Raw genomic sequence first — 24438 nt, forward strand, 5'->3', positions numbered from 1 at the left:
CGAAGGATCAGCAAGAGAGATGCCGCCGTGAACTTTGCCGTCTACCTGGAACTGCTGCGCATCGTTCCTGTCCGGAGGCTGCTGCTCGTCGGCATGATCGCCCGGTTCCCCCACTCCGCCGCGGGGGTCCTCCTGACCCTGCATGTCGTCCAGACCCTGGACCGCGGCTACGCCGCGGCGGGGTCCGTCGCCGCGCTCGTCACCATCGGGATCGCCGTCGGCGCGCCCTGGCGCGGCCGGCGGGTGGACAGCGTCGGACTGCGGAAGGCGCTGATTCCCTCGGTCATCGCCGAGGCCGTCATCTGGTCGGTCGCCCCGCGGCTGCCCTACGAATGGCTGCTGCTCGCGGCGCTCGTGGGCGGGCTGTTCACCCTTCCGGTCTTCTCCGTGGTGCGCCAGTCGCTCGGCGTGCTGGTGGAGGGGCAGTCCCGCCGCACGGCCTTCACCCTCGACGCCATCTCCACCGAAACCATCTTCATGGTGGGCCCGGCGGTCGGTATCGTGCTCGCGACGCAGGTGTCCACGGTGCTCGGCCTGACCCTGGTGGGCTTCGCCACTGCCGCCGCGGGAATCCTGCTGATGATCTACAACCCGCCGACCCGGACCGGGCAGCCCGGGGCGCTTCCCGCGCCGAGCGAGTCCGAGGACCAGGCCCTGGCGGTCGAGTCGGTGGTGGCTGCGGCGCCCGCCCGCGTCAACGAGGCCTCGGCCGAACTCGTGCCGCGCGCGGCGGTGCCCGTGCTGCGCCGGGTGGGCGGCAGGGTGGGCTCCCGGTTCACCTGGGTCACCATTCCGCTGGCCGTCGTCATGGCCGTCGCCGCCGGAGCCGGCCTCGCGCTTTCCGGCACCGAGGTTGGCATCATCGCGACCCTCGAACAGACCGGGCGGGAGGGGCAGCTCGGCCTGGTGTTCGCCGCCTGGTGCGCCGCCTCGATCGTGGGCGGGCTGCTCTACGGGGCCCTGCACAAACCGATCTCGCCGCTCGTGCTGCTGCTCGGCATGGGCGTGCTGACGATTCCCATGGCGTTCGCCACCGACACCGTCTCCCTGAGCCTGCTCTCCATCGCACCGGGCCTGCTCTGCGCGCCGGTGCTGTCGGCGGCCTCGGAGAAGGTGGCGGACCTCGTGCCGGAGAAGCGCAGGGGAGAGGCGATGGGCTGGTACGGTTCGGCGCTGACGTCGGGGGTGGCCGTCGGGGCCCCGCTCGCCGGGGTCCTGATCGACGCGGTGGGTCCGTGGGGCGGTTTCGTCGCCGTCGGTGGGGCCGCTGCACTCATCGGGACCGCCGGCCTCGCCGCCCAGCAGGTGCGGCGGCGCCGGGCGCCCGTCGGCTGACAGGACCGGCCGGAAGCGGCACCGGCGGGCAGCAGCACCAGCGCCCGCCGGAAGCAGCACCGGCCGCAGCACCAGGCGACAACAGCACCACCGGCGGCGGAGCTGCGGGGCCCGGGCCGTTAAACGCAGCGGCGGCCGGCCCGTGGTGGGCCGGCCGCCGGAAGGATGGTCCTAGTTGACCGGGCCGGTGAACTTCTCGCCCGGGCCCTTGCCCGGCGCGTCGGGGATCACCGACGCCTCCCGGAAGGCCAACTGCAGCGAGCGCAGGCCGTCGCGCAACGGTCCGGCGTGCTGGCTTCCGATCTCCGGAGCCGCGGCCGTCACGAAACCGGCCAGGGCGGTGATGAGCTTCCGCGCCTCATCGAGGTCCTTGAGTTCCTCCGCGTCGTCTCCGGCGGCCAGCCCGCACTTGACGGCGGCGGCACTCATCAGGTGCACGGCCGAGGTGGTGATGACCTCCACGGCCGCCACTTCGGCGATGTCGCGCATGTGCTGGCGGACCTCGTCCCCGGCGCCATCCTGCGGCACCGTTTCATCGGCGAAGCTGCGGCGGATCGGAGAGGGGTCGGAGGCGGAAGCGGGGGTGCCCGGCCCGGTTTCGGCGGGATTGCTGTTCGGAGTGCTCATACTGGTAAGCTTGTCACAGACCAACTGCACGTCGTTACTCCCGGCGCCCCTTCGCGGGTATGGGAAAAGACACGTGCAGGATGCAAGCGGAGTCCTCTCCCACCCGCGATTGCCTGGTGCTTCTTCGGGAAGCGCTTCAGGCAGCCGGGTCCAGGTCGGTGCAGCAGGCGCGATGCGTGCCTGACGACATGCCGGTATCTGCCGGGCAGGTCCGCCGCACTGATACCCGAGGCCTTCGATTGCGCATGCGATTGGAGGCCTTCTCCATGTGCAGGCGGTTTTACAGGTTTCGAACAAACAGGAGCTACACATTAGCGAGCCAAGAATCAATGATCGTATCCGCGTTTCCGAGGTGCGGTTGGTTGGACCTGCCGGCGAACAGGTAGGAATTGTCCGTATCGAGGACGCACTCCGACTTGCCGCCGAGTCCGACCTGGATCTTGTTGAGGTTGCACCGCAGGCCAAGCCTCCGGTCGCCAAGCTCATGGATTTTGGCAAGTACAAGTACGAAGCCGCGGTCAAGGCGCGCGAAGCGCGGAAAAACCAGACCAACACGGTCCTGAAGGAAATCCGCTTCCGCCTGAAGATCGACACCCACGACTACGAGACCAAGCGCGGACACGCCATCCGGTTCCTCGGCGCGGGCGACAAGGTCAAGGCCATGATCCAGTTCCGCGGCCGCGAACAGCAGCGCCCCGAAATGGGCATCCGACTGCTGCAGCGATTCGCCGAGGATGTCGCCGAGGTCGGCGTCGTCGAATCTTCGCCGAGGATCGACGGCCGCAACATGGTCATGGTGATCGGCCCGGTCAAGAACAAGGCCGAGGCGAAGGCCGAGGCCCGCCGCGCCACGCAGCGCGCCGACGCCAAGGCGGCGAACGAGGCGGCCAAGTCGGGCACCCCCCGGGTCGACGTCTCGGGTGCCAGTGGCGCTCCGCTGACGCAGACCCTCGCGGACCTGCTGCCCGAGGGCTACTCGATCACCGGAAGCCAGCCGGCGGAGGCCGCAGCCCCCGCCGAGGCGGCGCCCGCGGCCCCCGAGCCCGCGACTCCCGTCCAGGAGGCAGCTCCGGCCGTCGAGCCGGCGGCACCCGCCGTCGAGCCGGCAGCGCCGGCCGCCGAGCCCGCCAAGGCGCCGGCCCCGCGGCAGGCGCCCGCCCGGGCTGCCCGGCCCGCGGCCGCGCCGTCGAAGCCCGCGGCAGCGCCGTCAAAGCCGGCCGCAGCACGGCCGGAGGCGAAACCGGCCGCGCAGGCTGCACCGGCCGCGGCCCCGAAGCCGATGTCGGCGCCCAAGCCGGGCGGTGCACCGAAGCCGATGGCGGTCCCCAAGCCCGCCGCCGCACCCAAGCCTGCCGGAAGGACGGCTCCGTCGAAGAGCCCGTCGAGCCGGCCGAAGCCTGGAACTTCCGAGTAGGAATTTCCCAGCTCTTGGAATCCCCTTCCGGGTGACCAAGTAAAACCGCAGGCGCCCCCGGGCGCCGTCCCACCGCTGACACCCGTCCGCGGCTAGCAGAAGGAGATCGGTTCCCATGCCGAAGATGAAGACCCACAGTGGCGCCAAGAAGCGCTTCAAGCTGACCGGCAGCGGCAAGCTGAAGCGCCAGCAGGCCAACCGCCGCCACTACCTCGAGCACAAGTCCTCGACGCTGACCCGCCGTCTGGCCAGCGACAAGATCGTCTCGAAGGCCGACACCAAGGTCATCAAGAAGATGCTGGGCGTCTAAGACCACACCAACCTTTCCGTTTCAGGCGCACCGCACCGCGGACAGCGCCGGGGCCAGCAGGCCGGACGGACGAACTACTGAAGGAGTACGCACGTGGCACGTGTGAAGCGGGCGGTAAACGCCCACAAAAAGCGTCGGGTTATTCTTGAGCGCGCCAAGGGCTACCGCGGACAGCGTTCGCGCCTGTACCGCAAGGCCAAAGAGCAGCTGCTGCACTCGTTCGTGTACAGCTACGGTGACCGCCGCAAGCGCAAGGGCGACTTCCGCCGCCTCTGGATCCAGCGCATCAACGCTGCGTCCCGCGCGAACGGCCTCACCTACAACCGCCTGATCCAGGGCCTGAAGGCCGCCGAGATCCAGGTGGACCGCCGCATGCTCGCCGACCTGGCCGTCACCGACGCCGCCGCGTTCGCCACGCTGGTTTCCCTCGCCAAGGCCGCCCTGCCCGCCGACACCTCGGCTCCCGCGGTCGCGGAGGAGAAGGTCGTCAAGGCGCCCCGCGCCACCAAGGCCAAGGCTGCAGCGAAGGCCTAGGCTTCCCCGCCGGCACGTCCGGCGGCAGCCTGCAATTTCATGAATGGATCCGGACGCCCCCAGGCACCAGCGATGACCAACCCCCGAGCCGATCGGGTGAAGGAGGTCGCGCGGCTTGCGGGGCGTCCGGCGCGTTTAAAGCGGCGGCAGTTCCTCGCCGAGGGCCCGCAGGCGGTCCGGGAGGCGCTCCGGCTCCACGCGGCGCGCGCGGCGTCCGGCGGGCCGGAGGTCGTCACCGACCTCTATGCCACCGAGACGGGGCTTGAGCGGAACCCGGACATCGCCGCCCTCGCCGACGCACCGGGCCTGCCGGCCCCCCGGCTGGTGACCGAGGAGGTCCTCGCCGGAATGTCCTCAACGGTCACGCCCCAGGGCCTCATCGCGGTGTGCCATTTCATCGACGTGCCGCTTGAAACCGTGCTCGCCGGGCGCCCCCGGCTCCTGGCGGTGCTCGTCGAGGTCCGCGACCCGGGCAACGCCGGCACCATCCTCCGCGCAGCCGATTCCGCCGGCGCGGACGCCGTGATCCTCACGGCCTCAAGCGTCGATCTCTACAATCCCAAGGCGGTGCGCTCCACCGCCGGGTCGCTGTTCCACCTGCCCGTGGTGCTCGGCGCCGACCGGGACCTGGTCCTCGCCGCTCTGGCGGAGCACTCCCTCACGGTCCTCGCGGCGGACGGGTACGGCGACGTCGACCTCGATGCGCTGCAGGATGAATCTTCGGCACGCCGCCTCGGCGCGGGCGGTGACGCAGCCACTGCGGGCACCACCGTAGGGAGCCGCGCCCGGCTCGAGGAGCCAACCGCCTGGCTCTTCGGCAACGAGGCCCAGGGCCTGCCGCGCGAACTCGTCGAGGCGGCCGGGCACCGGGTCGCCGTGCCCGTCTACGGGCAGGCGGAAAGCCTCAATGTCGGTACCGCCGCCACTGTGTGCCTCTACGCCTCGGCCCGGGCCCAGCGCCGGCCGGCGGGCGGTCCCGCGCCGGCCTGAGCGGAGCACGCACCCGTCCTGCGGTATTTCGGTCCGGCCCCGCCTGAACCCGTACCGGCCTGAGCGGAGCACGCAACCGTGGTGCGGTATTTCGTCCCGCCCCGCCTGAGCCCGTACTGCGCCCGCGCATGCCTGAGTGCCTAGCCGACCGCCTCGAGCGTACGCGCGGCGCTCCGGGCCTGACGGGCGTCCATCCTGCCGCTCGAGAGCGCCACCAGCAGGCCCACGACGGCCAGCCCCGCACCAATCAGGGCCGGCGCGGTGAATCCCCAGCCCGCGGCGATCACCGCGCCGCCGAGCGCCGCGCCGAGTGCGTTGGCGATATTGAGGGCGGCGTGGTTCAGCGAGGAGGCGAGCGAGGGTGCACCGGGGGAGACATCGAGGAGCCGCGTCTGGAGCGAAGGGATGAGGGAGGCCCCGCTGGCCCCCACCAGGAAGACGAAGAGGAAAGCCGTCGGCGGGTAGCGCATCGCCAGCGGAAAGAGGACGAGCACGACGACGATGACCGCCATCACCGCGTAGATGCTGCCCAGGACGGACCGGTCCGCGATCCGCCCGCCCACGACGTTCCCGACGAGCATCCCGATCCCGTACAGCGCGACCACCAGCGGCAGGATGCCTGCGGGCAGTTCGGTGACCTCGGTGATGATCGGCGCAATGAAGGAGTAGACGGCGAAGAACCCCCCGAAGCCGACGGTGCCGATCAGCAGGGTCATCCACATCTGCGGACGGCGCAGGGCGGAGAGTTCGCTGCGGATGCTCGCGTCCGGGTGCACCTCCTGCAGCGGGACGAACTTCAGGACCAGCAGGACCGTGGCGACGCCGGTCACCACGACCAGCAGGAACATCGTGCGCCACCCGAACTGCTGGCCGAGCCAGGTGGCGAAGGGCACCCCGATCACGTTGGCGACACTGAGGCCGACCATGACCATCGAGATCGCCCACGCCCGCCGGGTCGGCTTGGCCAGCGAGGCGGCGATCACGGCGGCCACCCCGAAGTAGGCGCCGTGGGGGAGCCCGGAGAGGAACCGGGAGAGCAGCAGCCAGCCGTAGCCGGCGGCCAGGAACGAGAAGAGGTTGCCCAGGGTGAAAACGCCCATCAGGACCACGGCCATGGTGCGCTGGCGCCTGCGCGCGCCGAGCGTCGCCAGGACCGGGGCGCCGACCACCACGCCGATGGCGTAGGCGGAGATGACGTGGCCGCCCTGGCTGTAGCTGAGGCCGAGGTCATCGACCATTTCCTGCAGGAGCCCCATGATGGCGAATTCGGTGGTGCCGATGGCGAAGCCCCCGACGGCGAGGGCGGCGATGGCGAGGCCCAGCTGGCGGGGCGAAATGGCGGCGGCGGACCGGGAGGAAGACATGAACGACTTTCGGCGGAAGGAGAAATCGGCGCCGGAGCTCCGGCACTTGACGCCGTTGTCTTCCCCCACTGTAACGGGAGCGGGTGCGGCACGCGGGTTGGATGGGTCACAGAAGCGGCGGGTCCGGACTCCGCGTGGTGGCGGGGCCCGGAGTTCTGGTGCAAAGCGGTGAGGTCTGGTTGGCTTTATCCATGAGTTGGTTTCACCCGAAAGACCAGTTGCCGGAGAGCGAGCACCTCCGGGAGGACATCAACCTTCTGGAAGCCGGGCACGGGACCACCGGGGAGTTCTCGGAGGAGGCCTACACCTCGACCCAGCTCAATGCGGGGCAGTTCGTTCCCGGGCTGAGCCCGCACGGCGAATATCGGCATGAGGACAATCCGGAGCACTTCGACGAGCCGGGCGACGGGCGGCTCGTCCACCCCGAGGAGAGCTGAGGCGCCGGCCCCGGTCCGGACGCTGGTTAGACTCGACGCGTGACCCTACGCGAAACGCCCCCCGCGGTGCGCCAGATCGTCGGCGCCGCCATCGTGGACTCCCTGGCCCGGCCCACGGCCCTCCTCGTCGCCCGCCGGACGGCGCCCGAGCAGTTCGCCGGCATGTGGGAGTTCCCGGGCGGCAAGGTCGAACCCGGAGAGGCCTGCACCGACGCCCTCCACCGTGAACTGAGGGAGGAACTGGGCGTCGAGGCGGACCTCGGTCCCGAGCTCACCGGCCCCCTGCCCGGCGGGTGGCCGCTCAATGCCTCGGCCGTGATGCGCGTCTGGCTCGCCGAGGTGGCCTCCGGCGACCCGCGCCCCCTTGAGGACCATGACGAACTGCGCTGGATCGGGCTGGCAGACGCGGGGGCACTGGAGGCACTCCCGTGGATCCCGGCCGACCGCCCCATCGTCGACGCGCTCCTCGAGCTGGTGCGCTCAGAGGAGCCGCTAGAACAGGGTCGGTTCCGCCGGAACCCCGGCTGAGGGCGCACCGGGCCGACGCGGGCGCCCGGGCGGCCTGGGTGCCGGCGCGCCCGCCGGGGTGGGCGCCGCGCCTTCCCGACGGTCCTCCGTCCGCAGGTTGCGCAGGAAACCGGCTCCGGCCCGAAGGCCATGGGCCCTCCGGAAGTGGCGGATCCTCCCGGTGAGCCACTGCGTGTACTCCTTGGAGGCGTAGGAGCCGCCCCCGTAGAGCTCCCGGTAGCGCGGGACCAGGTGCGGGTGATGCCTCGAAAGCCAGCCCAGGAACCATTCGCGCGCCCCCGGGCGCAGATGGAGCGGACCGGCGCTCACCCCGGTTGCGCCCGCCCCGGCCAGCGCACCGAAGAGTGAATCGAGGGCCTCGTCGGAGTCGGTGAGCCACGGCAGGATCGGCATCGCCATCACTCCGCAGGGCAGGCCCGCGTCCCGAAGCCGGCGGATGAGTCCAAGACGCGCCTTCGGCGACGGCGTCCCGGGCTCCACCGCCTCGGCCAGGGCGGCGTCGGTGAGCGCCAGGGAGATGCCCATCCCCACCGGGACCGAGCCGGCCGCGGCCGTCAGCAGCGGAATGTCCCGCGCCAGCAACGTGCCCTTGGTCAGGATCGAAAACGGCGTCCCGGAGTCCGCGAGCGCGGTGATGATGCCGGGCATCAGGCGGTAGCGCCCCTCGGCCCGCTGGTAGGGGTCGGTGTTGGTCCCCATGGCCACGTGCTCGTGCCGCCAGGAGGGCCGGGCCAGTTCCCTGCGGAGCACCTCCGGGGCATTGGTCTTCACGACGAGCTGCGAATCGAAGTCGAGCCCCGCATCGAGGTTGAGGTAGCTGTGGGTCTTGCGGGCGAAGCAGTAGACACAGGCGTGGGAACAGCCGCGGTACGGGTTGATCGTCCAGGAAAAGGGCATGCCGGAGCCCTCATGGACCCGGTTCAGCACGGACTTGGAGACGACCTCGTGGAAGGTGATGCCGGCGAACTCCGGGGTGCGCACAGTGCGGACCAACCCGGCGAGGGGCAGCAGGGGCTCGGTGCCGGCCACCGGCAGGGCCGGTGCGGTCTTCTGGGCATCCCAACGCATGAGGAAATTAGAACACATATTCGACACAAAAGCAGGGGTGGGCGGCAGCCGATGCCCTACGCTTGTTCCATGATCCTCCTGACCGGCTTCGAGCCGTTTGGCGGTGAGGCCACCAATCCCTCCTGGACGGCGGCCCGCCGCGCCGCCGACCGGCTGGCGTCCGAAGGGTACGAGGCGGCCGCGGTCGAGCTGCCGTGTTCCTTCGCGGAGGCACCGGTGGCCCTTGCCGCCGCCCTTGAGCAGTTCCAGCCCCGCCTCGTGCTGTGCGCGGGGCAGGCGGGCGGCCGCAGCGCCATCTCCCTGGAGCGGGTGGCGATCAACGTCATCGACGCGCGCCTTCCGGACAACCGCGGGGAGCGGCCCGTCGACCGCCCGGTGCGCGGCGGCGGCCCCGCGGCGTACTTCACGACGCTCCCGATCAAGGCGGCCCTGGAAAACCTGACCGGCGCAGGGATCCCCGTCGAGGTTTCCCAGACGGCCGGCACCTATGTCTGCAACGCGACCTTCTACGCCCTGATGGATCTGCTCGCCTCGCGGGAAGGCATCACCGGGGGCTTCGTGCACGTGCCGTACTCAACCGGGCAGGGGGCGGTGCACGGCAAGCCGGGGCTCGACGTCGGGCAGATGGCCTTCGCGCTCGCCCTGATCGCCGTGACCGCGCTGGAGAACCCCGTCGACATCGAGGTCCCCGCCGGCGCCGAACACTAGCCCTGGATACTCGAAGCCGCGGCGGCCGGCTCCGGGGGATCAGGGTCGGTTCGTCCTCAGCGCCGGCGGATCACCGCCGCCGCGGCGGCGCGCAGGCCGCGGACGGGCCGCTCCCGGTAGCCGCCGTCGGCCAGGCCGGCACGGCGTTCGAAGGGGTTGAGCGAGGCGGGGTCGCCGGTGCGCAGCACCGACCAGGCGGCGGCGGCGAAATACAGCGGAAGGAACGGCAGGCCCAGGCACGCCGCGTACTGCACGCTGTGCCGGGCCTCGTGGGCGAGCAGGGCCGTTCCCGCCCGTGAGCGGGGCCCGCGCAGGAATACGACGCTGCCCACGGTGAAGGCCCGGGCGATGGGCAGCCGGCCGGTCCAGCCCTCGGCGATGATGAGTCCACCCGGCCCGGCCGACAGGGTGCACCCCTTGGCCCGGGCGAGCAGCAGGGCGCAGGGGGTCGAGAGGTTGACCCAGTTCAGGGCGCTGGCCACGGCGCCGCCGGAGTTCATGCGGTTATCCTAGTTCCCGGTCAATTAGACTGGCCATGCCGGGAAGCTGAAGTTCCACCGCCGCCCCCGGATCTTCCCCGAACGGCTCCGCAGGCCTCCTGCGTCCGCCGGACCCGCAAACGAGAGTGCTAGGTAAGCCATCCCGATGTCTAACTCCCACGAGCAAGCCGGGGCCGGGAGCCCCGGCGCCGAAATCCCGGACCCCCTTGACGCCGCGGCCGTTTCGGCGGCGGTCGAGAAGGCCCTGGCCGACATCGCGGCGGCCGAAAGCCTCGATTCCCTCAAGGCTGTCCGGATTGCCCACACCGGGGAGAAGTCGGCCCTCAGCCTGGCCAACCGCGGCATCGGCGCCCTCGCCAAGGACCAGAAGGCCGCCGCCGGCAAGAACATCGGCCCGGCCCGCGGCAGGATCAACGCCGCGCTCGCCGCCCGCACCCTCGAACTCGAAGCCGAGCGCGACGCCCGGATCCTCGTCGAGGAGGCCGTCGACGTCACCGCCGCCCCCCGGCGGCGGCGCCTGGGTGCCCGGCACCCGCTGTCCACCCTGCAGGAACGCGTCACCGACATCTTCGTCGGCATGGGCTGGGAGATCGCCGAGGGCCCGGAGCTCGAGTCGGAGTGGTTCAACTTCGACGCCCTGAACTTCAAGCCGGACCACCCGGCGCGCGAGATGCAGGACACCTTCTTCGTCGAGCCGCCCGGCGCCCACCTGGTGCTGCGCACCCACACCTCCCCGGTGCAGGTGCGCTCCATGCTTGAACGCGAGTTGCCCATCTACGTGCTGTGCCCCGGGAAGGTCTTCCGCACCGACGAGCTCGATGCGACCCACACGCCGGTCTTCCATCAGTTCGAGGGCCTCGCCATCGACCGGGGCCTCACGATGGCCGACCTCGTGGGAACCCTCGAGCACTTCACCCGGCAGCTGTTCGGAGCGGAGGCCAAGGTCCGCCTCAGGCCGAACTACTTCCCCTTCACCGAGCCGAGCGCCGAGCTGGACATCTGGCACCCCGGAGCCAAGGGCGGACCGCAGTGGATCGAGTGGGGCGGCTGCGGCATGGTCAACCCGAACGTGCTGCGCGCCGCCGGGATCGACCCCGAGGTGTACTCCGGGTTCGCCTTCGGCATGGGGATCGAGCGGGCGCTCATGTTCCGCAATGAGGTCAGCGACATGCACGACATGATCGAGGGCGACGTACGTTTCAGCCAACACTTCGGGATGGAGATCTAAGTGAGAATCCCCCTTTCATGGCTGCGGGAGTTCGCCGCAGTGCCCGCCGACGCCACAGCCGAAGACGTTCTGGCCGACCTGGTCACCGTCGGCTTCGAGGAGGAGGCGGTCCACCGGCCCACCGCCGAGCTGCGCGGCCCCATCGTCGTGGGCCAGGTGCTCAGCGTGGTGAAGGAGCCCCAGTCCAACGGCAAGACGATCAACTGGTGCCAGGTGCGCGTGGTACCCGTAGGCGCCGAGCAGACCCTGACCGGCGAGGGCATCGACCCCTCGGGCGTGCAGGGCATCGTCTGCGGCGCCCACAACTTCGCCGAGGGCGACAAGGTCGTCGTGACCCTGCCCGGCGCCCTGCTGCCGGGCAACTTCGCCATCACCCCGCGGAAGACCTACGGCCACCTCTCGGCCGGCATGATCGCCTCGGTGCGCGAGCTGGGCATCGGCGAGGACCACGACGGCATCCTGGTGCTCTCCACCCTGGGCCTCGACCCCGAGGTGGGCTCCGACGCGATGGAACTGCTCGGACTCTACGATGAGGCCGCCGAGATCAATGTCACCCCCGACCGCGGGTACGCCTTCTCCCTCCGGGGGGTCGCCCGCGAATACGCCCACGCCACGGGCACCAAGTTCACCGATCCGGCTGACGCCGTCACCGTGCCCGAGGCCTCCGGACCCGGCTACCCCGTGCGGCTCGAGGATGCGGCCCCGATCTACGGCCGGCCCGGATGCGACAGGTTCGTGGCGCGCACCGTGCGCGGCGTCGATCCGACCCGGCCCACCCCGCCCTGGATGGCCGCACGCCTGCGCCTTGCCGGAATGCGCTCGATCTCGCTGGTCGTCGACATCTCCAACTACGTGATGCTCGAACTGGGGCAGCCGCTCCACTTCTACGACCTGGACCGGCTGTCCGGCGACATCGTGGTGCGGCGCGCCACCGAGGGCGAGAAGCTGAAGACCCTCGACGACAAGGAGCGCGCCCTCGACCCGGGCGACCTGCTGATCACCGACGCCTCAGGGCCGATCGGCATCGCCGGGGTGATGGGCGGTGCGGCGACCGAGGTCTCCGCCGCCACCTCCAACGTGCTGATCGAATCGGCGCACTTCGAGGAAGTCAGCATCGGCCGCTCCCGCCGCCGCCACCGCCTGCCCTCGGAGGCCTCGAAGCGCTTCGAGCGCGGCGTCGACTGGCACGTCGCCGACATCGCGGCCCAGCGCGCCGTCGAACTCATCGTCCAACTCGCCGGGGGCACCGCCGACACGGCCGCCACCGACGTCGGGACCGCCCCGGAGCCGCGCCGCATCGACCTGCCCGAAGGCTTCCCCGCCCGCCTGATCGGGCTGGACTTCACCCCGGAGCAGATCACCGGCACACTCGAGGACCTGGGTGCCACGGTCACCGCGCACGACGGCGGCCACCGGGTGGTCCCTCCGAGTTGGCGCCCGGACCTCGAGACCCGCGAGGACCTCACCGAGGAGATCATCCGGCTCGTCGGCTTCGACAAGATCCCTTCCTCGCTGCCGACGGCGCCGCCGGGGCGCGGGCTCACCCGCCTCCAGCAGCAGCGCCGCCGCCTCCTCAACGCGCTCGCCGCCGCCGGGCTGACCGAGGTGTTGTCCTACCCGTTCGTCTCCAAGGACTCCAACAACACCTTCGGGTCCGCCGAGGAGGGCGTCCCGGCCCCGGCCGTGAAGCTGGCGAACCCGCTCAGCGCCGAACTCGGGTACCTACGCACCTCAGTGCTGCCGGGCCTGCTCGACATCGTCCGGCGCAACGTCTCCCGCGGGTTCCGGGACCTCGCCCTGATGGAGACCGGCCTGGTGTTCCTCCCGGGTGAATCCATGGGCACCGGGAGCATCCCTCCGCTGGGCGTGCGCCCGCCGGAGGAGGTGCTCGATGCCCTGTACGAGGGCATCCCGTACCAGCCCCAGATGATTGCCGCCGTCTACGCCGGCCATGAGGCGTCCGCCGCGCCGGGCTTGACGCCGCGGGCCTGGGACTGGGCCGACGCGGTGGACGCCGTGCGCCTGATGGGCGAGGTCACCGGCGTCGACGTGGTCGTGGAGCAGGGCGCGCACCAGGCCTTCCACCCCGGGCGCACGGCACGCATCCGCCTGCGCAGCGGGGAGATCCTCGGCTACGCCGGTGAGCTGCACCCGAAGCTGACGGCGGCCTCGGACCTGCCGGCCCGGACCGTCGCGCTCGAGATCAACGCGGACCTCCTTTTCGAGGCCGCGCCGGATGTCATCGTGGCGCGGAACCTCTCCACCTTCCCCGCCTCCACCCAGGATGTGGCGCTCGTCGTAGGGGACGACGTTCCCTCCTCGGCGGTGCTCGAGGCCCTGCGCGAGGGCGCGGGGGATCTGCTCGAGGACCTGAGCCTGTTCGACGTGTATTTGGGCCCGGGCATCGATGAGGGCAAGAAGTCCCTCGCGTTTGCCCTGCGCTTCCGCGCACCGGACCGTACGCTGACCGCGGAGGAGGCGAGCGCCGCCCGCGGCGCCGCCATCGCGGTGGCCGCGGACCGGTTCGGCGCCGTCCAGCGTTAGGGGCACGACGGCGGCACCGGATGCAGCGCGGCTGCACCCGGTGCCGCCGTCGTCTTCCGCCGGGTCCTTCGGGCTCGGGATTTCAGGGGGTCAGGGGATCAGGAGCACCTTCCCGGTGGTCCGGCGGGCCTGGAGGTCCTCATGGGCGCGCCCCGCATCGGCCAGCGGATACCTCGCGCCGATGCGCACGTCCAGGGCGCCGGCGGTGATGGCCCCGAACAGGTCGCCGGAGCGCCAGCGGCGCTCCTCGGCGGTGCGCAGGTAGTGGTTGATCGAGGGCCGGGTCAGGAACAGCGACCCGCCGTGGTTCAGGCGCTGGGGATCCATCGGCGGCACCGCACCCGATGCGGCCCCGAAGAGGACCATCGTGCCGCGGACCCGCAGCGACTTCAGCGAGCCCTCGAACGTGTCCCTGCCCACCCCGTCGTAGACGACGTCGACGCCGGTGCCGCCGGTCAGTTCCCGGACCGCCTCGTCGAACCCGTCATAGCCGAGCACCTCGTCCGCCCCGGCCCCGCGGGCCAGTTCCTCCTTGCCGGGACTGGATACCGTCGTGATCACCCGGGCCCCCTTGGCCTTGAGCAGCTGGATCAGCAGCAGGCCCACGCCGCCCGCGCCCGCGTGGGTCAGCACGGTCTGCCCGGAAGCCACCGGGAAGGTGGAGTTGCTCAGGTAGTGGGCGGTGAGGCCCTGCAGGACGACGGCGGCGGCCGTCTCCAGCTCCACCCCGTCGGGCACCGGCAGGGCCTTGTCGGCCTCCACCAGCGCGTACTCGGCGTAGGTGCCGGCGCCCTCGGCGAAGGCCACCCGGTCACCGACGGAGAACCCCGCCGCCGATGGCCCGAGTTCGACGACGACACCGGCTGCCTCGGCGCCCGGGGTGAAGGGAAGCTCCACGGGGTAGGCGCCGCTGCGCTGGTAGGTCTCGATGAAGTTGACTCCTGCCGCGGCGACCTCGACCAGCAGCTGGGTGCCCGCCGGGACCGGGCGCGGCACCTCCGTGCTGACCAGGACCCCGGGTCCGCCGGTCTCGGTGACGACAATGGCCTTCGGCATGCTGGGCTCCGTTCGTTGGGTTGAGTTCCCCATGCTAGGCGCAGGTATCCCGTGCCGCCACGCATGACGGCGGCCGCAGTCTGCATAACTATGTAGATAAGTGCATAAAACTGCCGTATGCTGGCGGAATGAGTCTTTCTGTTGCCGTCTCGGGAGCCAGCGGGTACGCCGGCGGGGAGCTGCTGCGCCTCCTCGCCTCCCATCCGCAGGTCAAAATCGGCGCCATCACCGCCCACAGCAACGCCGGTGAGCGGCTCGGTGCGCTCCAGCCGCACCTCCACGCGCTCGCCGACCGCGTGCTGGAGGAAACCTCCGTCGAGATCCTCAGCGGCCACGACGTCGTCTTCCTCGCCCTGCCCCACGGCGCAAGCGCCGGGATCGCCGCCCGGCTGTCCCCGGACACGCTCGTGATCGACGCCGGCGCCGACCACCGCCTCGAGGACCCCGCCGCCTGGGAGGCCTTCTACGGCTCGGCGCACGCCGGCACCTGGCCCTACGGCCTGCCGGAACTTCCCGGGCACCGCGAGGCGCTGCGCGGTGCCCGCCGCATCGCCGTGCCCGGCTGTTACCCGACGTCGGTCCTGCTCGCCCTCGTCCCCGGCTTCGCCGCGGGCCTGCTGGAGCCCGACGACGTCGTCGTGGTCTCCGCCTCCGGCACCTCCGGGGCAGGGAAGGCCGCCAAGGCGCACCTCCTCGGTTCCGAGGTGATGGGGGGCATGAGCCCCTACGGTGTCGGCGGAAGCCACCGGCACACCCCGGAGATCGAACAGGGCCTCAGCGCCGCCGCCGGAGAGCCGGTCCGGATCTCCTTCACGCCCACCCTCGCCCCGATGGCGCGCGGCATCCTCACCACCGCCACCGCGCGGGTGCGCCCCGGCACCACTGCGGAGGCGCTCCGGGCCGCCTGGGACGGCGCCTACGCCGGCGAGCCGTTCGTGCGGCTCCTCCCGGAGGGGCAGTGGCCGGTGACGAAGGCCGTGCTCGGCTCCAACTATGCGAACCTCCAGCTTGCCTTCGACGAGCACGCAGGGCGGGTGATCGTCAGCTGCGTCATCGACAACCTCACCAAGGGAACGGCCGGCGGGGCCGTCCAGTCAATGAACATCGCCCTCGGCCTCGAAGAGACCACGGGCCTGACCCTCCAGGGGACAGCACCATGAGCATCACCGCCCCGGGCGGCTTCCGCGCCGCCGGCGCCGCCGCCGGACTCAAGGCCTCCGGCGGGCCCGACGTCGCCCTCGTCGTCAACGACGGACCCCTGAAGCATGCCGCCGCGGTGTTCACCACCAACCGGGTCGCCGCCGCGCCGGTGCTCTGGTCGCGCCAGGTCGTCTCCGACGGCCGGGTCGACGCCGTCGTCCTGAACTCCGGGGGCGCCAACGCCTGCACCGGCCCCGAAGGTTTCGCCAACACCCACCGCACGGCCGAGGTCACCGCGGAACTGCTGGGCGTCTCCGCGGCGGACGTCTTCGTCTGCTCCACCGGGCTCATCGGGGAGCAGCTGCCGATGGACAAACTGCTGCGCGGGGTGTCGACGGCCGCGGGCACCCTCAGCTCCGGCGGGGGCGCGGCCGCCGCCGAGGCCATCATGACCACCGACACCGTCTCCAAGGAGGCGCGCTACCCCGGCTCCCCGGACGCCCCGAGCGAGGGATACTCCATCGGGGGGATGGCCAAGGGCGCCGGAATGCTCGCGCCCGGACTCGCGACGATGCTCGTGGTGCTCACCACCGACGCCGTGCTCGCCCCCGCCCAGCTCGACGCCGCGCTGCGGGCCGCGGTGCGGGTCAGCTTCGACCGGACCGACGCCGATGGGTGCATGTCCACCAACGACACGGTGGTGCTGCTCGCCTCGGGTGCCAGCGGTGTTCCCGCCGACCCGGCGCAGTTCACCCGGGCCCTCACCGGAGTCTGCCTGGACCTCGCCTCCCAGCTGATCACCGACGCCGAAGGGGCGAGCCACACCATCGCCATCACCACGGTGAACGCCGCCTCGGAGGCCGACGCCGAAACGGTGGGGCGGGCCGTGGCCCGCTCGAACCTCTTCAAGACGGCGATCTTCGGCAACGACCCCAACTGGGGGCGGGTCCTCGCCGCCGTCGGCACCACCGACGCCGCGTTCGAACCCGACCGCCTCAACGTCGCCATGAACGGGGTCCAGATCTGCCGCAACGGCGGCATCGGGGATCCCCGTGAGCTCGTCGACCTGTCGGGCCGGGAGGTCTCCGTGGAGATCGACCTCGCCGCCGGGACGGCCAGCGCCACCATCTGGACCAACGACCTCACGCACGACTACGTGCACGAGAACTCCGCATACTCGAGCTGACGCGAGGACCCACCGTGACCCACTCCGCCGCCTCCACCGCCGGCCTGCTCCGGGCGCAGGGCACCGCCGCCGCCCTGATCGAGGCCCTGCCCTGGATCCAGCGCTTCGCCGGCACCACCATGGTGATCAAGTACGGCGGCAACGCCATGATCAACGACGAGCTCCGGCGCGCCTTCGCCGAGGACATCGTGTTCCTCCACCACGTCGGCGTCCGCCCGGTGGTCGTGCACGGCGGCGGCCCGCAGATCAGCTCCATGCTCGGCCGCCTCGGCATCGAATCCGAATTCGCCGGCGGCCTGCGGATCACCACCGCCGAGGCCATGGACGTGGTGCGCATGGTGCTCACCGGCCAGGTGGGCCGGGAACTCGTCGGCCTGATCAACGCCCACGGCCCCTACGCGGTGGGCCTGAGCGGGGAGGACGGCGGCCTGCTGCAGGCGGTGCGCACCGGCACCGTCGTCGAAGGGCAGGAGGTCGACCTCGGCCTCGTGGGGGAGGTCACCGGTGTCAACCCCGGCGCCATCCTCGACATCCTCGAAGCCGGGCGCATTCCCGTGATCTCCACCGTCGCACCGGAGATCGACGGCGCCGGCGCCGGAACCGGGCAGGTGCTCAACGTCAACGCCGACACCGCCGCCGCGGCCCTCGCCGAGGCCCTGGGCGCCTCCCGGCTGGTGATCCTCACGGACGTCGAGGGCCTGTACCGCAGCTGGCCCGACAGGGACTCGCTGATTTCCTCCCTCCCGGCCGGCGAGCTGCGGGACCTGCTGCCCGCCCTGGCCGCGGGCATGATCCCGAAGATGAAGGCCTGCCTCAAGGCGGTCGACGGCGGCGTCGGGAGCGCCTCCGTGATCGACGGGCGCCTTGCCCATTCGCTGATCCTCGAAACCCTCACCGACGCGGGGATCGGCACCCAGGTCGTGGCCGACGCGGCCGCACACCGGGCGGGGGCCCGGGCATGAGCGGCGGAGGTCCGGGCATGGGCGGCGGGACCGGGGGAGTGCCCGAGGCCGGGGGAGCGGAGTTCCTGGCGCGGCTCGGCTCACCAATGGGCACTCAGGCTTCCGGCGCGGACTGGCTCGCCCGGTACGGCTCCTCCCTCCTCGGCGTCTTCGGCACCCCGCAGCGTGCCCTCGTGCGCGGCAGCGGATGCACGGTGGAGGACGCCGACGGCAACACCTACCTCGACCTGCTCGGCGGCATCGCGGTGAACACGCTGGGCCACGCCCACCCCTTCATCACCTCGGTGGTCTCCGCCCAGCTGGCCACCCTGGGCCACGTGTCGAACTTCTTCACGAGCCCCACCCAGGTCGCGCTCGCCGAGAAGCTGCTGGCCCTGGCGGGAGCCCCGGACGGCTCCCGCGTCTTCTTCACCAACTCCGGGACCGAGGCCACCGAGGCCGCGTTCAAGCTGGCCCGGCGTAACGGCCCGCCCACCCGCACCCGGATCCTGGCCCTCGAGGGCGCCTTCCACGGGCGCAGCATGGGTGCCCTGGCGCTCACCTCGAAGCCGGCCTACCGGGAACCGTTCGCCCCGCTCCCGGGCGGAGTGGAGCACCTTCCCTTCGGCGACATCGAGGCCCTGGCCGCGGCCGTCGATGACACGGTTGCCGCCGTGTTCCTCGAACCGATCCAGGGCGAGGCCGGCGTCCGGCCCCTGCCTGCGGGCTACCTGCGGCGCGCGCGGGAGGTCACGGCGCGCCACGGCGCGCTCCTGATCATCGACGAGGTGCAGACGGGCATCGGCCGCACCGGCTCCTGGTTCGCCCACCAGGACGCGGGCATCGTCCCGGACGCCATGACCCTGGCCAAGGGACTCGGCGGCGGGTTCCCGATCGGCGCGCTGCTGACCTACGGGCCCGCATCGGGCCTGCTCACGCCCGGACAGCACGGCACGACGTTCGGCGGGAACCCGGTGGCCGGCGCCGCGGGCCTCGCCACCCTGGCCGTCCTCGAGGAGACCGGCGCCCTCGATCATGCCCGCGCCTTGGGATCGCACCTGCGCGCGGGGCTTGCCGCCGTACCCGGGGTGGTGGAGACCCGCGGCGCCGGGCTGCTCATCGGCTTCGACCTCGACGGGGCGTACGCACCCGCGGCGGTCTCGGCCGCGCTCGACGCCGGGTTCATTCTCAACAGCACCTCCGAGCGCACGTTGCGGCTCGCGCCCCCGCTGATCCTCACCCCCGGGCAGGCCGACTCCTTCCTGGCCGCCCTCCCCGGGATCCTCACCGCCGCGCAAGGAGCCGCATCATGACCCGACACTTCCTCGTCGACACCGACCTCAGCCCCGCGGAGCAGCGGGAGGTCCTCGACCTCGCCGATGAGCTGAAGAAGGACCCCTACGCGCTCGCCCCCCTGGCCGGCGGAGAGCACGGGCGCCGCACGGTGGCCGTCATCTTCGACAAGACCTCCACCCGGACCCGCATCTCCTTCGCCGCAGGCATCGCCGACCTGGGCGGCTCCCCGCTGATCATCGGCGCCGGGGAATCCCAGCTCGGGCACAAGGAGTCGATCACCGACACCGCGAAGGTCCTCGAGCGCATGACCGCGGCCATCGTGTGGCGGACCTACGCGCAGGCCGGGCTCGAGGAGATGGCCGCGGCATCCTCGGTGCCCGTCATCAACGCCCTCTCCGATGACTACCACCCGTGCCAGCTGCTCGCGGACCTGATGACCATCCGCGAGCGCAAGGGCGACCTCCCCGGGCTCACCCTGGCGTACCTGGGCGACGCGGGCAACAACATGGCGAACTCGTACCTGCTCGCCGGGGCCACCGCCGGCATGCACGTGCGGATCGCCGGGCCCGCGGGCCACCTGCCCGCCGGCGCCGTCGTCGAGGCGGCCCGGCAGCGGGCCGCGGCGACCGGCGGCTCGGTGCTCGTCACCACGGACCCGGCCGGGGCCCTCCGGAACGCCGACGTCGTCGCCACCGACACCTGGGTCTCCATGGGCCAGGAGGAGGAGAAGGCGGCACGGCTCGAGCTGTTCCGCCCCTACGGCGTCGACACGGCCGCGATGGGCCGAGCACGCCCCGACGCCATCGTCCTGCACTGCCTGCCGGCCTACCGCGGCTACGAGATCTCGGCGGACGTCATCGACGGGCCCCAGTCGGTGGTGTGGGACGAAGCGGAGAACCGCCTCCACGTCCAGAAGGCGCTGCTGGCGTGGCTGCTGCGCGACCGGGCGGAGGGTTCGACATGACCCGCGAATCGCACCGGCCGGCGACGAAGACCGCCCGCCAGGCCCGGATCACCTCCCTGCTCACCGAGCAGTCGGTGCGCTCGCAGGCCGAACTGGCCGCGCTGCTGGCCGCCGACGGCGTCCAGGTGAACCAGGCGACCCTCTCCCGGGACCTCGTCGAGCTCGGCGCCGTGCGGATCCGCGGCAAGGACGGCGCCCTGGTGTACGCGGTGCCGGGCGAGGGCGGCGGCCGCGCCCTGCAGACCGGGCTGACCCAGGAGATCCTCGACGCGCGGCTGGGCAGGTTGTGCGCCGAACTCCTCGTCACCGCCGAAGCCTCGGCGAACCTCGTCATCCTGCGCACCCCGCCGGGCGCCGCCAACTTCCTGGCCCTGGCGATCGACCACTCGGTGATGCCCTCGGTCCTTGGCAGCATCGCCGGGGACGACACCGTGATGCTCGTGACCCGCGACCCGAACGGCGGCGCGGAGGTCGCCGAACGCTTCCTCAACTTCGCCCGCGACCCCCTCAGCGCGGGAGAACCCGCTGTCCCCCCAAACCCCCACCCGGACGCCGTGTCCGGGGATACACCCAAGGAGCACACCCCGTGACCGAACGCATTGTTCTCGCCTACTCCGGCGGACTCGACACCTCCGTGGCCATCGGCTGGATCGCCGAGGCCACCGGCGCCGAGGTGATCGCCGTGGCGGTCGACGTCGGGCAGGGCGGGGAGTCACTCGAGGCGATCCGCCAGCGCGCCCTGGGCTGCGGCGCCGTCGAAGCCTATGTCGCGGACGCCCGCGACGAGTTCGCCAACGAGTACTGCATGCCGGCCCTGAAGGCCAACGCCCTGTACATGGACGCCTACCCCCTGGTCTCCGCCCTCTCCCGCCCGGTCATCGTGAAGCACCTCGTCGCCGCGGCCCGCCAGTTCGGTGCCACCACCGTGGCCCACGGTTGCACCGGCAAGGGCAACGACCAGGTCCGCTTCGAGGTCGGCATCCAGACCCTCGGTCCAGACCTGAAGTGCATCGCCCCGGTGCGCGACCTGGCGCTGACCCGCGACAAGGCCATTGCCTTCGCCGAGGAGAACAACCTCCCGATCGAGACCACGAAGAAGAACCCGTTCTCCATCGACCAGAACGTGTGGGGCCGCGCCGTGGAGACCGGCTTCCTCGAGGACATCTGGAACGGTCCGACCAAGGACGTCTACGACTACACGGACGCCCCGGAGTTCTCGCCGGCGCCCGACGAGGTCGTCATCACCTTTCAGGCCGGCATCCCCGTCGCCATCGACGGCAGCCCCGTGACTCCGCTGCAGGCGATCGAACAGCTCAACCGCCGGGCCGGCGCCCAGGGCGTGGGCCGGATCGACATCGTCGAGGACCGCCTCGTGGGCATCAAGAGCCGGGAGATCTACGAGGCCCCCGGCGCGATGGCGCTGATCGCGGCGCACCGTGAACTCGAGAACGTCACCGTCGAGCGCGAACAGGCCCGCTTTAAGAAAACGGTGGACCAGCGCTGGACCGAACTCGTGTACGACGGCCAGTGGTTCTCCCCGCTGAAGCGCTCCCTCGACACCTTTCTCGAGGACACCCAGAAGTACGTCAGCGGCGACATCCGCATGGAGCTCCACGGGGGCCGGGCCACCGTCACCGGCCGCCGCTCCGAGACGGCGCTGTATGACTTCAACCTGGCGACCTACGACACCGGGGACACCTTCGACCAGTCGATGGCGCGCGGTTTCATCGAGATCTTCGGCCTGTCCTCCAAGGTGGCCTCGGGCCGCGACCAGCGGGCGGGGGCCTGACATGGAGGCCCGCGCCAGCGGAAGCACCAACGCCGGGTCGCTGTGGGGTGGCCGGTTCGCCGGCGGGCCCGCCGACGCCCTGGCGGCGCTGAGCAAGTCGACGCACTTCGACTGGCGCCTCGCCACGTACGACATCGAGGGCTCCCGTGCCCACGCCCGTGTGCTGCACCGGGCCGGGCTGCTGGATGAGAACGAGCTGGCCGGGATGCTGAAGGCCCTGGACGCGCTCGACGCCGATGTCCGGTCGGGGGCCTACACCCCGGCGGAGTCGGACGAGGATGTCCACGGTTCCCTCGAGCGCGGGCTGATCGAGCGGGCCGGCGCCGAGCTGGGCGGCCGGCTGCGCGCCGGGCGCTCCCGGAACGACCAGGTCGCCACGCTGGGACGCATGTACCTGCGCGACCATGCGCGGATCATCGCCGACGGGGTGATCTCGGTGATCGAGGCCCTCGTTGGCCAGGCCCGGGCCCACCCGGCAGCCCCCATGCCGGGGCGGACCCACCTCCAGCACGCCCAGCCGGTCCTGCTGAGCCACCACCTGCTCGCCCACGCCTGGGCGCTGCTGCGCGATGTCCAGCGGCTGCAGGACTGGGACCGCCGCGCGGCGGTTTCGCCCTACGGCTCGGGCGCGCTGGCCGGCTCGTCCCTGGGACTCGACCCGGGGGCGGTGGCCGCCGACCTCGGGTTCGACTCGGCGACCCACAACTCGATCGACGGCACGGCGTCGCGCGATGTCTACGCCGAATTCGCCTGGGTCGCGGCGATGATCGGCGTCGACCTCTCCCGCATCAGCGAGGAGGTCATCCTCTGGGCCACCAGGGAGTTCTCCTTTGTGACCCTTGATGACGCCTTCTCGACGGGGTCCTCCATCATGCCGCAGAAGAAGAATCCCGATGTCGCCGAGCTGGCCCGCGGCAAGGCCGGCCGGCTCATCGGGGACCTCACCGGGCTCCTCGCCACCCTGAAGGGACTTCCGCTCGCGTACAACAGGGACCTCCAGGAGGACAAGGAGCCGGTGTTCGACGCCGTCGACACCCTGGAGCTCCTGCTCCCCGCGGTGTCCGGGATGATTGCCACCCTTACCTTCTCCACCGAGCGGATGGCGGCACTGGCGCCCCAGGGCTTCGCGCTGGCCACCGACATCGCGGAATGGCTGGTTCGACAGGGGGTGCCGTTCCGCGAGGCGCACGAACTGTCCGGCGCGGCGGTGCGGCTTGCGGAGGGCCGCGGGGTGGAGCTGGAGGATCTCACCGACGAGGACTACGCGGGAATCTCGCCCGCCCTGACCCCCGGGGTCCGGGAGGTCCTCACGGTCGAGGGATCGCTCGCCAGCAGGGACGCCCAGGGCGGCACCGCACCGGCCGCCGTGGCCCGCCAGCTCGAGGCCCTCGGGCGCGAACTGCGGCAGGCGGCGGCCTTCGCGGCTCCCGCGGTCCCCTGAGGCGCCCGGCGGCCCTGACGGGCTGCCGGGGGAGTCTTCCGCCGGGCCCGGAGCCGGGGTAGGTTGTGGCTAACCGACCGGGAGGGACAATGGACGCCAGCACCGAAACCGAAACCCCTGCCGGCGGCACCCTGCCCGGCCCGGCCCCGTCCGGGGGTGCCCCGGCCGGCACCCTGCCCGGCCGGGCCCCGGTTGCGCCCCTCCCCGTTCCCACCGGGCGCGTCGAGCAGGTCCAGGGGAACCACGTGCTGGCCTTCGATGAGCAGTTCGACTATCCCCGGTCCTACCTGTGGGAGCTGCTGACCTCGCCGCCGAAGCTCGAACGCTGGCTGGGGCGGCTCACCCCCGGGTTGAAGCTGGGGAAGGAATTCTCCCTGGAGCTAGGCGGCGGGACGGTCACCGGCACCGTAGTGCACATCGAGCCGCCGACCAGCCTGCAGTTCACCTGGGAGGACGGGTTCGGCCTCGTCTCCATCGTCGAGTTCCGGGTGCTTCCCAGCAACGGCGGGACCCTGCTCCAGCTCCGGCTGCACCCTGAGACCGACGACTTCCTGGCCGAAGGGGCGGCGGGGTGGCAGCTGATGCTCGATGCCCTGCGGGCGGCCGCCGCGGGTGCGCCCGCCGGGGGACCGGCCGCGGACTGGACGGCACTCCGGGACGCCTACTGCCGGCGCTTCACCCTCTCGCCCAGCATGGGCGTGCTCGAAGAGGAGGAGGGCGTGCCGCTGGTCCGCTTCGACCGCCGCTATGACGGGAAACTGCTCCTCGTCAACGACGCGCTGACCGCGGACCCGGAGGACCAGCCCTTCGTCGAACTGGCCGAGGTGGACCTCACCCGCGAGGGCAAGAAGCGCACCCGCGTGACGGTGCGCGCCGTGGTGGAGGACCGCGAGGGCCTTCCCCGGCTCATGGCCCGCTGGCATGCACACCTCGACGCGGTCACCGTCAGCCTGGCCGGCGGCTCACCCCACCGGAGCGAGCGCAAGATCCGGGTCCTCGAGGAGTTTTACCGGCGCCAGCTGCAGCCCGCCGGCTGAA

General features: G+C 71.6%; 24 protein-coding genes. 19 read left to right on the forward strand and 5 right to left on the reverse strand.

Going from position 1 to position 24438, the window contains the following annotated elements:
• Window positions 1-27 precede the first annotated feature (27 nt).
• On the forward strand, window positions 28-1335 hold the full coding sequence (locus ACX80W_RS09335; RefSeq protein WP_459282551.1) for an MFS transporter: 1308 nt from the start codon (window positions 28-30) through the stop codon (window positions 1333-1335).
• A 171-nt stretch (window positions 1336-1506) separates the two neighbouring features.
• Here ACX80W_RS09335 and ACX80W_RS09340 read toward each other — a convergent pair whose 3' ends face one another.
• A complete protein-coding gene (locus tag ACX80W_RS09340) occupies window positions 1507-1962 on the reverse strand; it encodes a DUF1844 domain-containing protein (RefSeq protein ID WP_459282553.1) in 456 nt (151 codons plus the stop codon).
• A 352-nt stretch (window positions 1963-2314) separates the two neighbouring features.
• Here ACX80W_RS09340 and infC point away from each other — a divergent pair, with 352 nt between their 5' ends.
• The 4 genes from infC (at window position 2315) to ACX80W_RS09360 (ending at window position 5210) form a co-directional block, all read left to right on the forward strand.
• Window positions 2315-3376 carry a translation initiation factor IF-3 gene (gene infC, locus ACX80W_RS09345; RefSeq protein WP_459282555.1) on the forward strand — a complete coding sequence of 354 codons (1062 nt, stop codon included), beginning with the start codon at window positions 2315-2317 and terminating at the stop codon, window positions 3374-3376.
• A 115-nt stretch (window positions 3377-3491) separates the two neighbouring features.
• A complete protein-coding gene (gene rpmI / locus ACX80W_RS09350; protein WP_120166546.1) occupies window positions 3492-3686 on the forward strand; it encodes a 50S ribosomal protein L35 in 195 nt (64 codons plus the stop codon).
• Between the two features lie 93 nt (window positions 3687-3779).
• Complete coding sequence (rplT, locus tag ACX80W_RS09355) at window positions 3780-4220, forward strand: 50S ribosomal protein L20 (protein WP_459282557.1); 441 nt, start codon at window positions 3780-3782, stop codon at window positions 4218-4220.
• A 39-nt stretch (window positions 4221-4259) separates the two neighbouring features.
• Window positions 4260-5210, forward strand: coding sequence for a TrmH family RNA methyltransferase (locus ACX80W_RS09360; RefSeq protein WP_459282559.1), 951 nt, complete (start codon window positions 4260-4262; stop codon window positions 5208-5210).
• A 140-nt stretch (window positions 5211-5350) separates the two neighbouring features.
• On the opposite strand, the gene ACX80W_RS09365 is transcribed toward ACX80W_RS09360, so the two are convergent.
• The gene (locus ACX80W_RS09365) at window positions 5351-6574 is read right to left on the reverse strand and encodes an MFS transporter (protein ID WP_459282561.1); all 1224 of its coding nucleotides are present in this window, start codon (window positions 6572-6574) and stop codon (window positions 5351-5353) included.
• 191 nt (window positions 6575-6765) lie between these two features.
• Between ACX80W_RS09365 and ACX80W_RS09370 the strand changes: the two genes are divergently transcribed.
• A complete protein-coding gene (locus tag ACX80W_RS09370) occupies window positions 6766-7011 on the forward strand; it encodes a hypothetical protein (RefSeq protein ID WP_459282563.1) in 246 nt (81 codons plus the stop codon).
• Between the two features lie 39 nt (window positions 7012-7050).
• Window positions 7051-7539 carry a (deoxy)nucleoside triphosphate pyrophosphohydrolase gene (locus tag ACX80W_RS09375; RefSeq protein ID WP_459282565.1) on the forward strand — a complete coding sequence of 163 codons (489 nt, stop codon included), beginning with the start codon at window positions 7051-7053 and terminating at the stop codon, window positions 7537-7539.
• Here the strand turns inward: ACX80W_RS09375 and ACX80W_RS09380 are convergent.
• Window positions 7504-8607 (reverse strand): Rv2578c family radical SAM protein, encoded by a 1104-nt coding sequence (locus ACX80W_RS09380; RefSeq protein ID WP_459282566.1) that lies wholly within the window; start codon window positions 8605-8607, stop codon window positions 7504-7506. The genes ACX80W_RS09375 and ACX80W_RS09380 overlap by 36 nt on opposite strands.
• A gap of 69 nt (window positions 8608-8676) precedes the next feature.
• Between ACX80W_RS09380 and pcp the strand changes: the two genes are divergently transcribed.
• Window positions 8677-9315, forward strand: a complete 639-nt coding sequence (pcp, locus tag ACX80W_RS09385; protein WP_459282568.1) for a pyroglutamyl-peptidase I — start codon at window positions 8677-8679, stop codon at window positions 9313-9315.
• A gap of 56 nt (window positions 9316-9371) precedes the next feature.
• Here pcp and ACX80W_RS09390 read toward each other — a convergent pair whose 3' ends face one another.
• Window positions 9372-9815: an eCIS core domain-containing protein gene (locus ACX80W_RS09390; RefSeq protein ID WP_459282570.1), complete on the reverse strand. Its 444-nt coding sequence runs from the start codon at window positions 9813-9815 to the stop codon at window positions 9372-9374.
• A gap of 145 nt (window positions 9816-9960) precedes the next feature.
• Between ACX80W_RS09390 and pheS the strand changes: the two genes are divergently transcribed.
• Window positions 9961-11043 carry a phenylalanine--tRNA ligase subunit alpha gene (pheS, locus tag ACX80W_RS09395; RefSeq protein WP_459282571.1) on the forward strand — a complete coding sequence of 361 codons (1083 nt, stop codon included), beginning with the start codon at window positions 9961-9963 and terminating at the stop codon, window positions 11041-11043.
• Entirely contained in the window at window positions 11044-13587 is a 2544-nt protein-coding gene (gene pheT / locus ACX80W_RS09400; protein WP_459282573.1) for a phenylalanine--tRNA ligase subunit beta, read from the forward strand.
• 90 nt (window positions 13588-13677) lie between these two features.
• Here pheT and ACX80W_RS09405 read toward each other — a convergent pair whose 3' ends face one another.
• Window positions 13678-14643 carry a quinone oxidoreductase family protein gene (locus tag ACX80W_RS09405; RefSeq protein WP_459282575.1) on the reverse strand — a complete coding sequence of 322 codons (966 nt, stop codon included), beginning with the start codon at window positions 14641-14643 and terminating at the stop codon, window positions 13678-13680.
• A gap of 128 nt (window positions 14644-14771) precedes the next feature.
• Here ACX80W_RS09405 and argC point away from each other — a divergent pair, with 128 nt between their 5' ends.
• The 9 genes from argC to ACX80W_RS09450 all read left to right on the forward strand — a co-directional run bounded on the left by argC (window position 14772) and on the right by ACX80W_RS09450 (window position 24437).
• On the forward strand, window positions 14772-15803 hold the full coding sequence (argC, locus tag ACX80W_RS09410; RefSeq protein ID WP_459282577.1) for an N-acetyl-gamma-glutamyl-phosphate reductase: 1032 nt from the start codon (window positions 14772-14774) through the stop codon (window positions 15801-15803).
• The gene (gene argJ, locus ACX80W_RS09415) at window positions 15800-16969 is read left to right on the forward strand and encodes a bifunctional glutamate N-acetyltransferase/amino-acid acetyltransferase ArgJ (protein ID WP_459282579.1); all 1170 of its coding nucleotides are present in this window, start codon (window positions 15800-15802) and stop codon (window positions 16967-16969) included. The genes argC and argJ overlap by 4 nt, the downstream gene beginning before the upstream one ends.
• Before the next feature lie 14 nt (window positions 16970-16983).
• Window positions 16984-17931: an acetylglutamate kinase gene (argB, locus tag ACX80W_RS09420; protein ID WP_459282581.1), complete on the forward strand. Its 948-nt coding sequence runs from the start codon at window positions 16984-16986 to the stop codon at window positions 17929-17931.
• 86 nt (window positions 17932-18017) lie between these two features.
• Window positions 18018-19223 (forward strand): acetylornithine transaminase, encoded by a 1206-nt coding sequence (locus ACX80W_RS09425; protein WP_459282630.1) that lies wholly within the window; start codon window positions 18018-18020, stop codon window positions 19221-19223.
• Complete coding sequence (argF, locus tag ACX80W_RS09430; protein WP_459282583.1) at window positions 19220-20170, forward strand: ornithine carbamoyltransferase; 951 nt, start codon at window positions 19220-19222, stop codon at window positions 20168-20170. Before ACX80W_RS09425 ends, argF begins: the two co-directional genes overlap by 4 nt.
• Window positions 20167-20760, forward strand: coding sequence for an arginine repressor (locus tag ACX80W_RS09435; protein WP_459282585.1), 594 nt, complete (start codon window positions 20167-20169; stop codon window positions 20758-20760). Before argF ends, ACX80W_RS09435 begins: the two co-directional genes overlap by 4 nt.
• The gene (locus tag ACX80W_RS09440) at window positions 20757-21959 is read left to right on the forward strand and encodes an argininosuccinate synthase (protein ID WP_459282587.1); all 1203 of its coding nucleotides are present in this window, start codon (window positions 20757-20759) and stop codon (window positions 21957-21959) included. Before ACX80W_RS09435 ends, ACX80W_RS09440 begins: the two co-directional genes overlap by 4 nt.
• A gap of 1 nt (window position 21960) precedes the next feature.
• A complete protein-coding gene (argH, locus tag ACX80W_RS09445) occupies window positions 21961-23400 on the forward strand; it encodes an argininosuccinate lyase (RefSeq protein WP_459282589.1) in 1440 nt (479 codons plus the stop codon).
• 89 nt (window positions 23401-23489) lie between these two features.
• Window positions 23490-24437, forward strand: a complete 948-nt coding sequence (locus tag ACX80W_RS09450; protein ID WP_459282591.1) for an SRPBCC domain-containing protein — start codon at window positions 23490-23492, stop codon at window positions 24435-24437.
• Window position 24438: the final 1 nt, after the last annotated feature.

It is taken from the genome of Arthrobacter melezitosi (genome assembly GCF_054511055.1).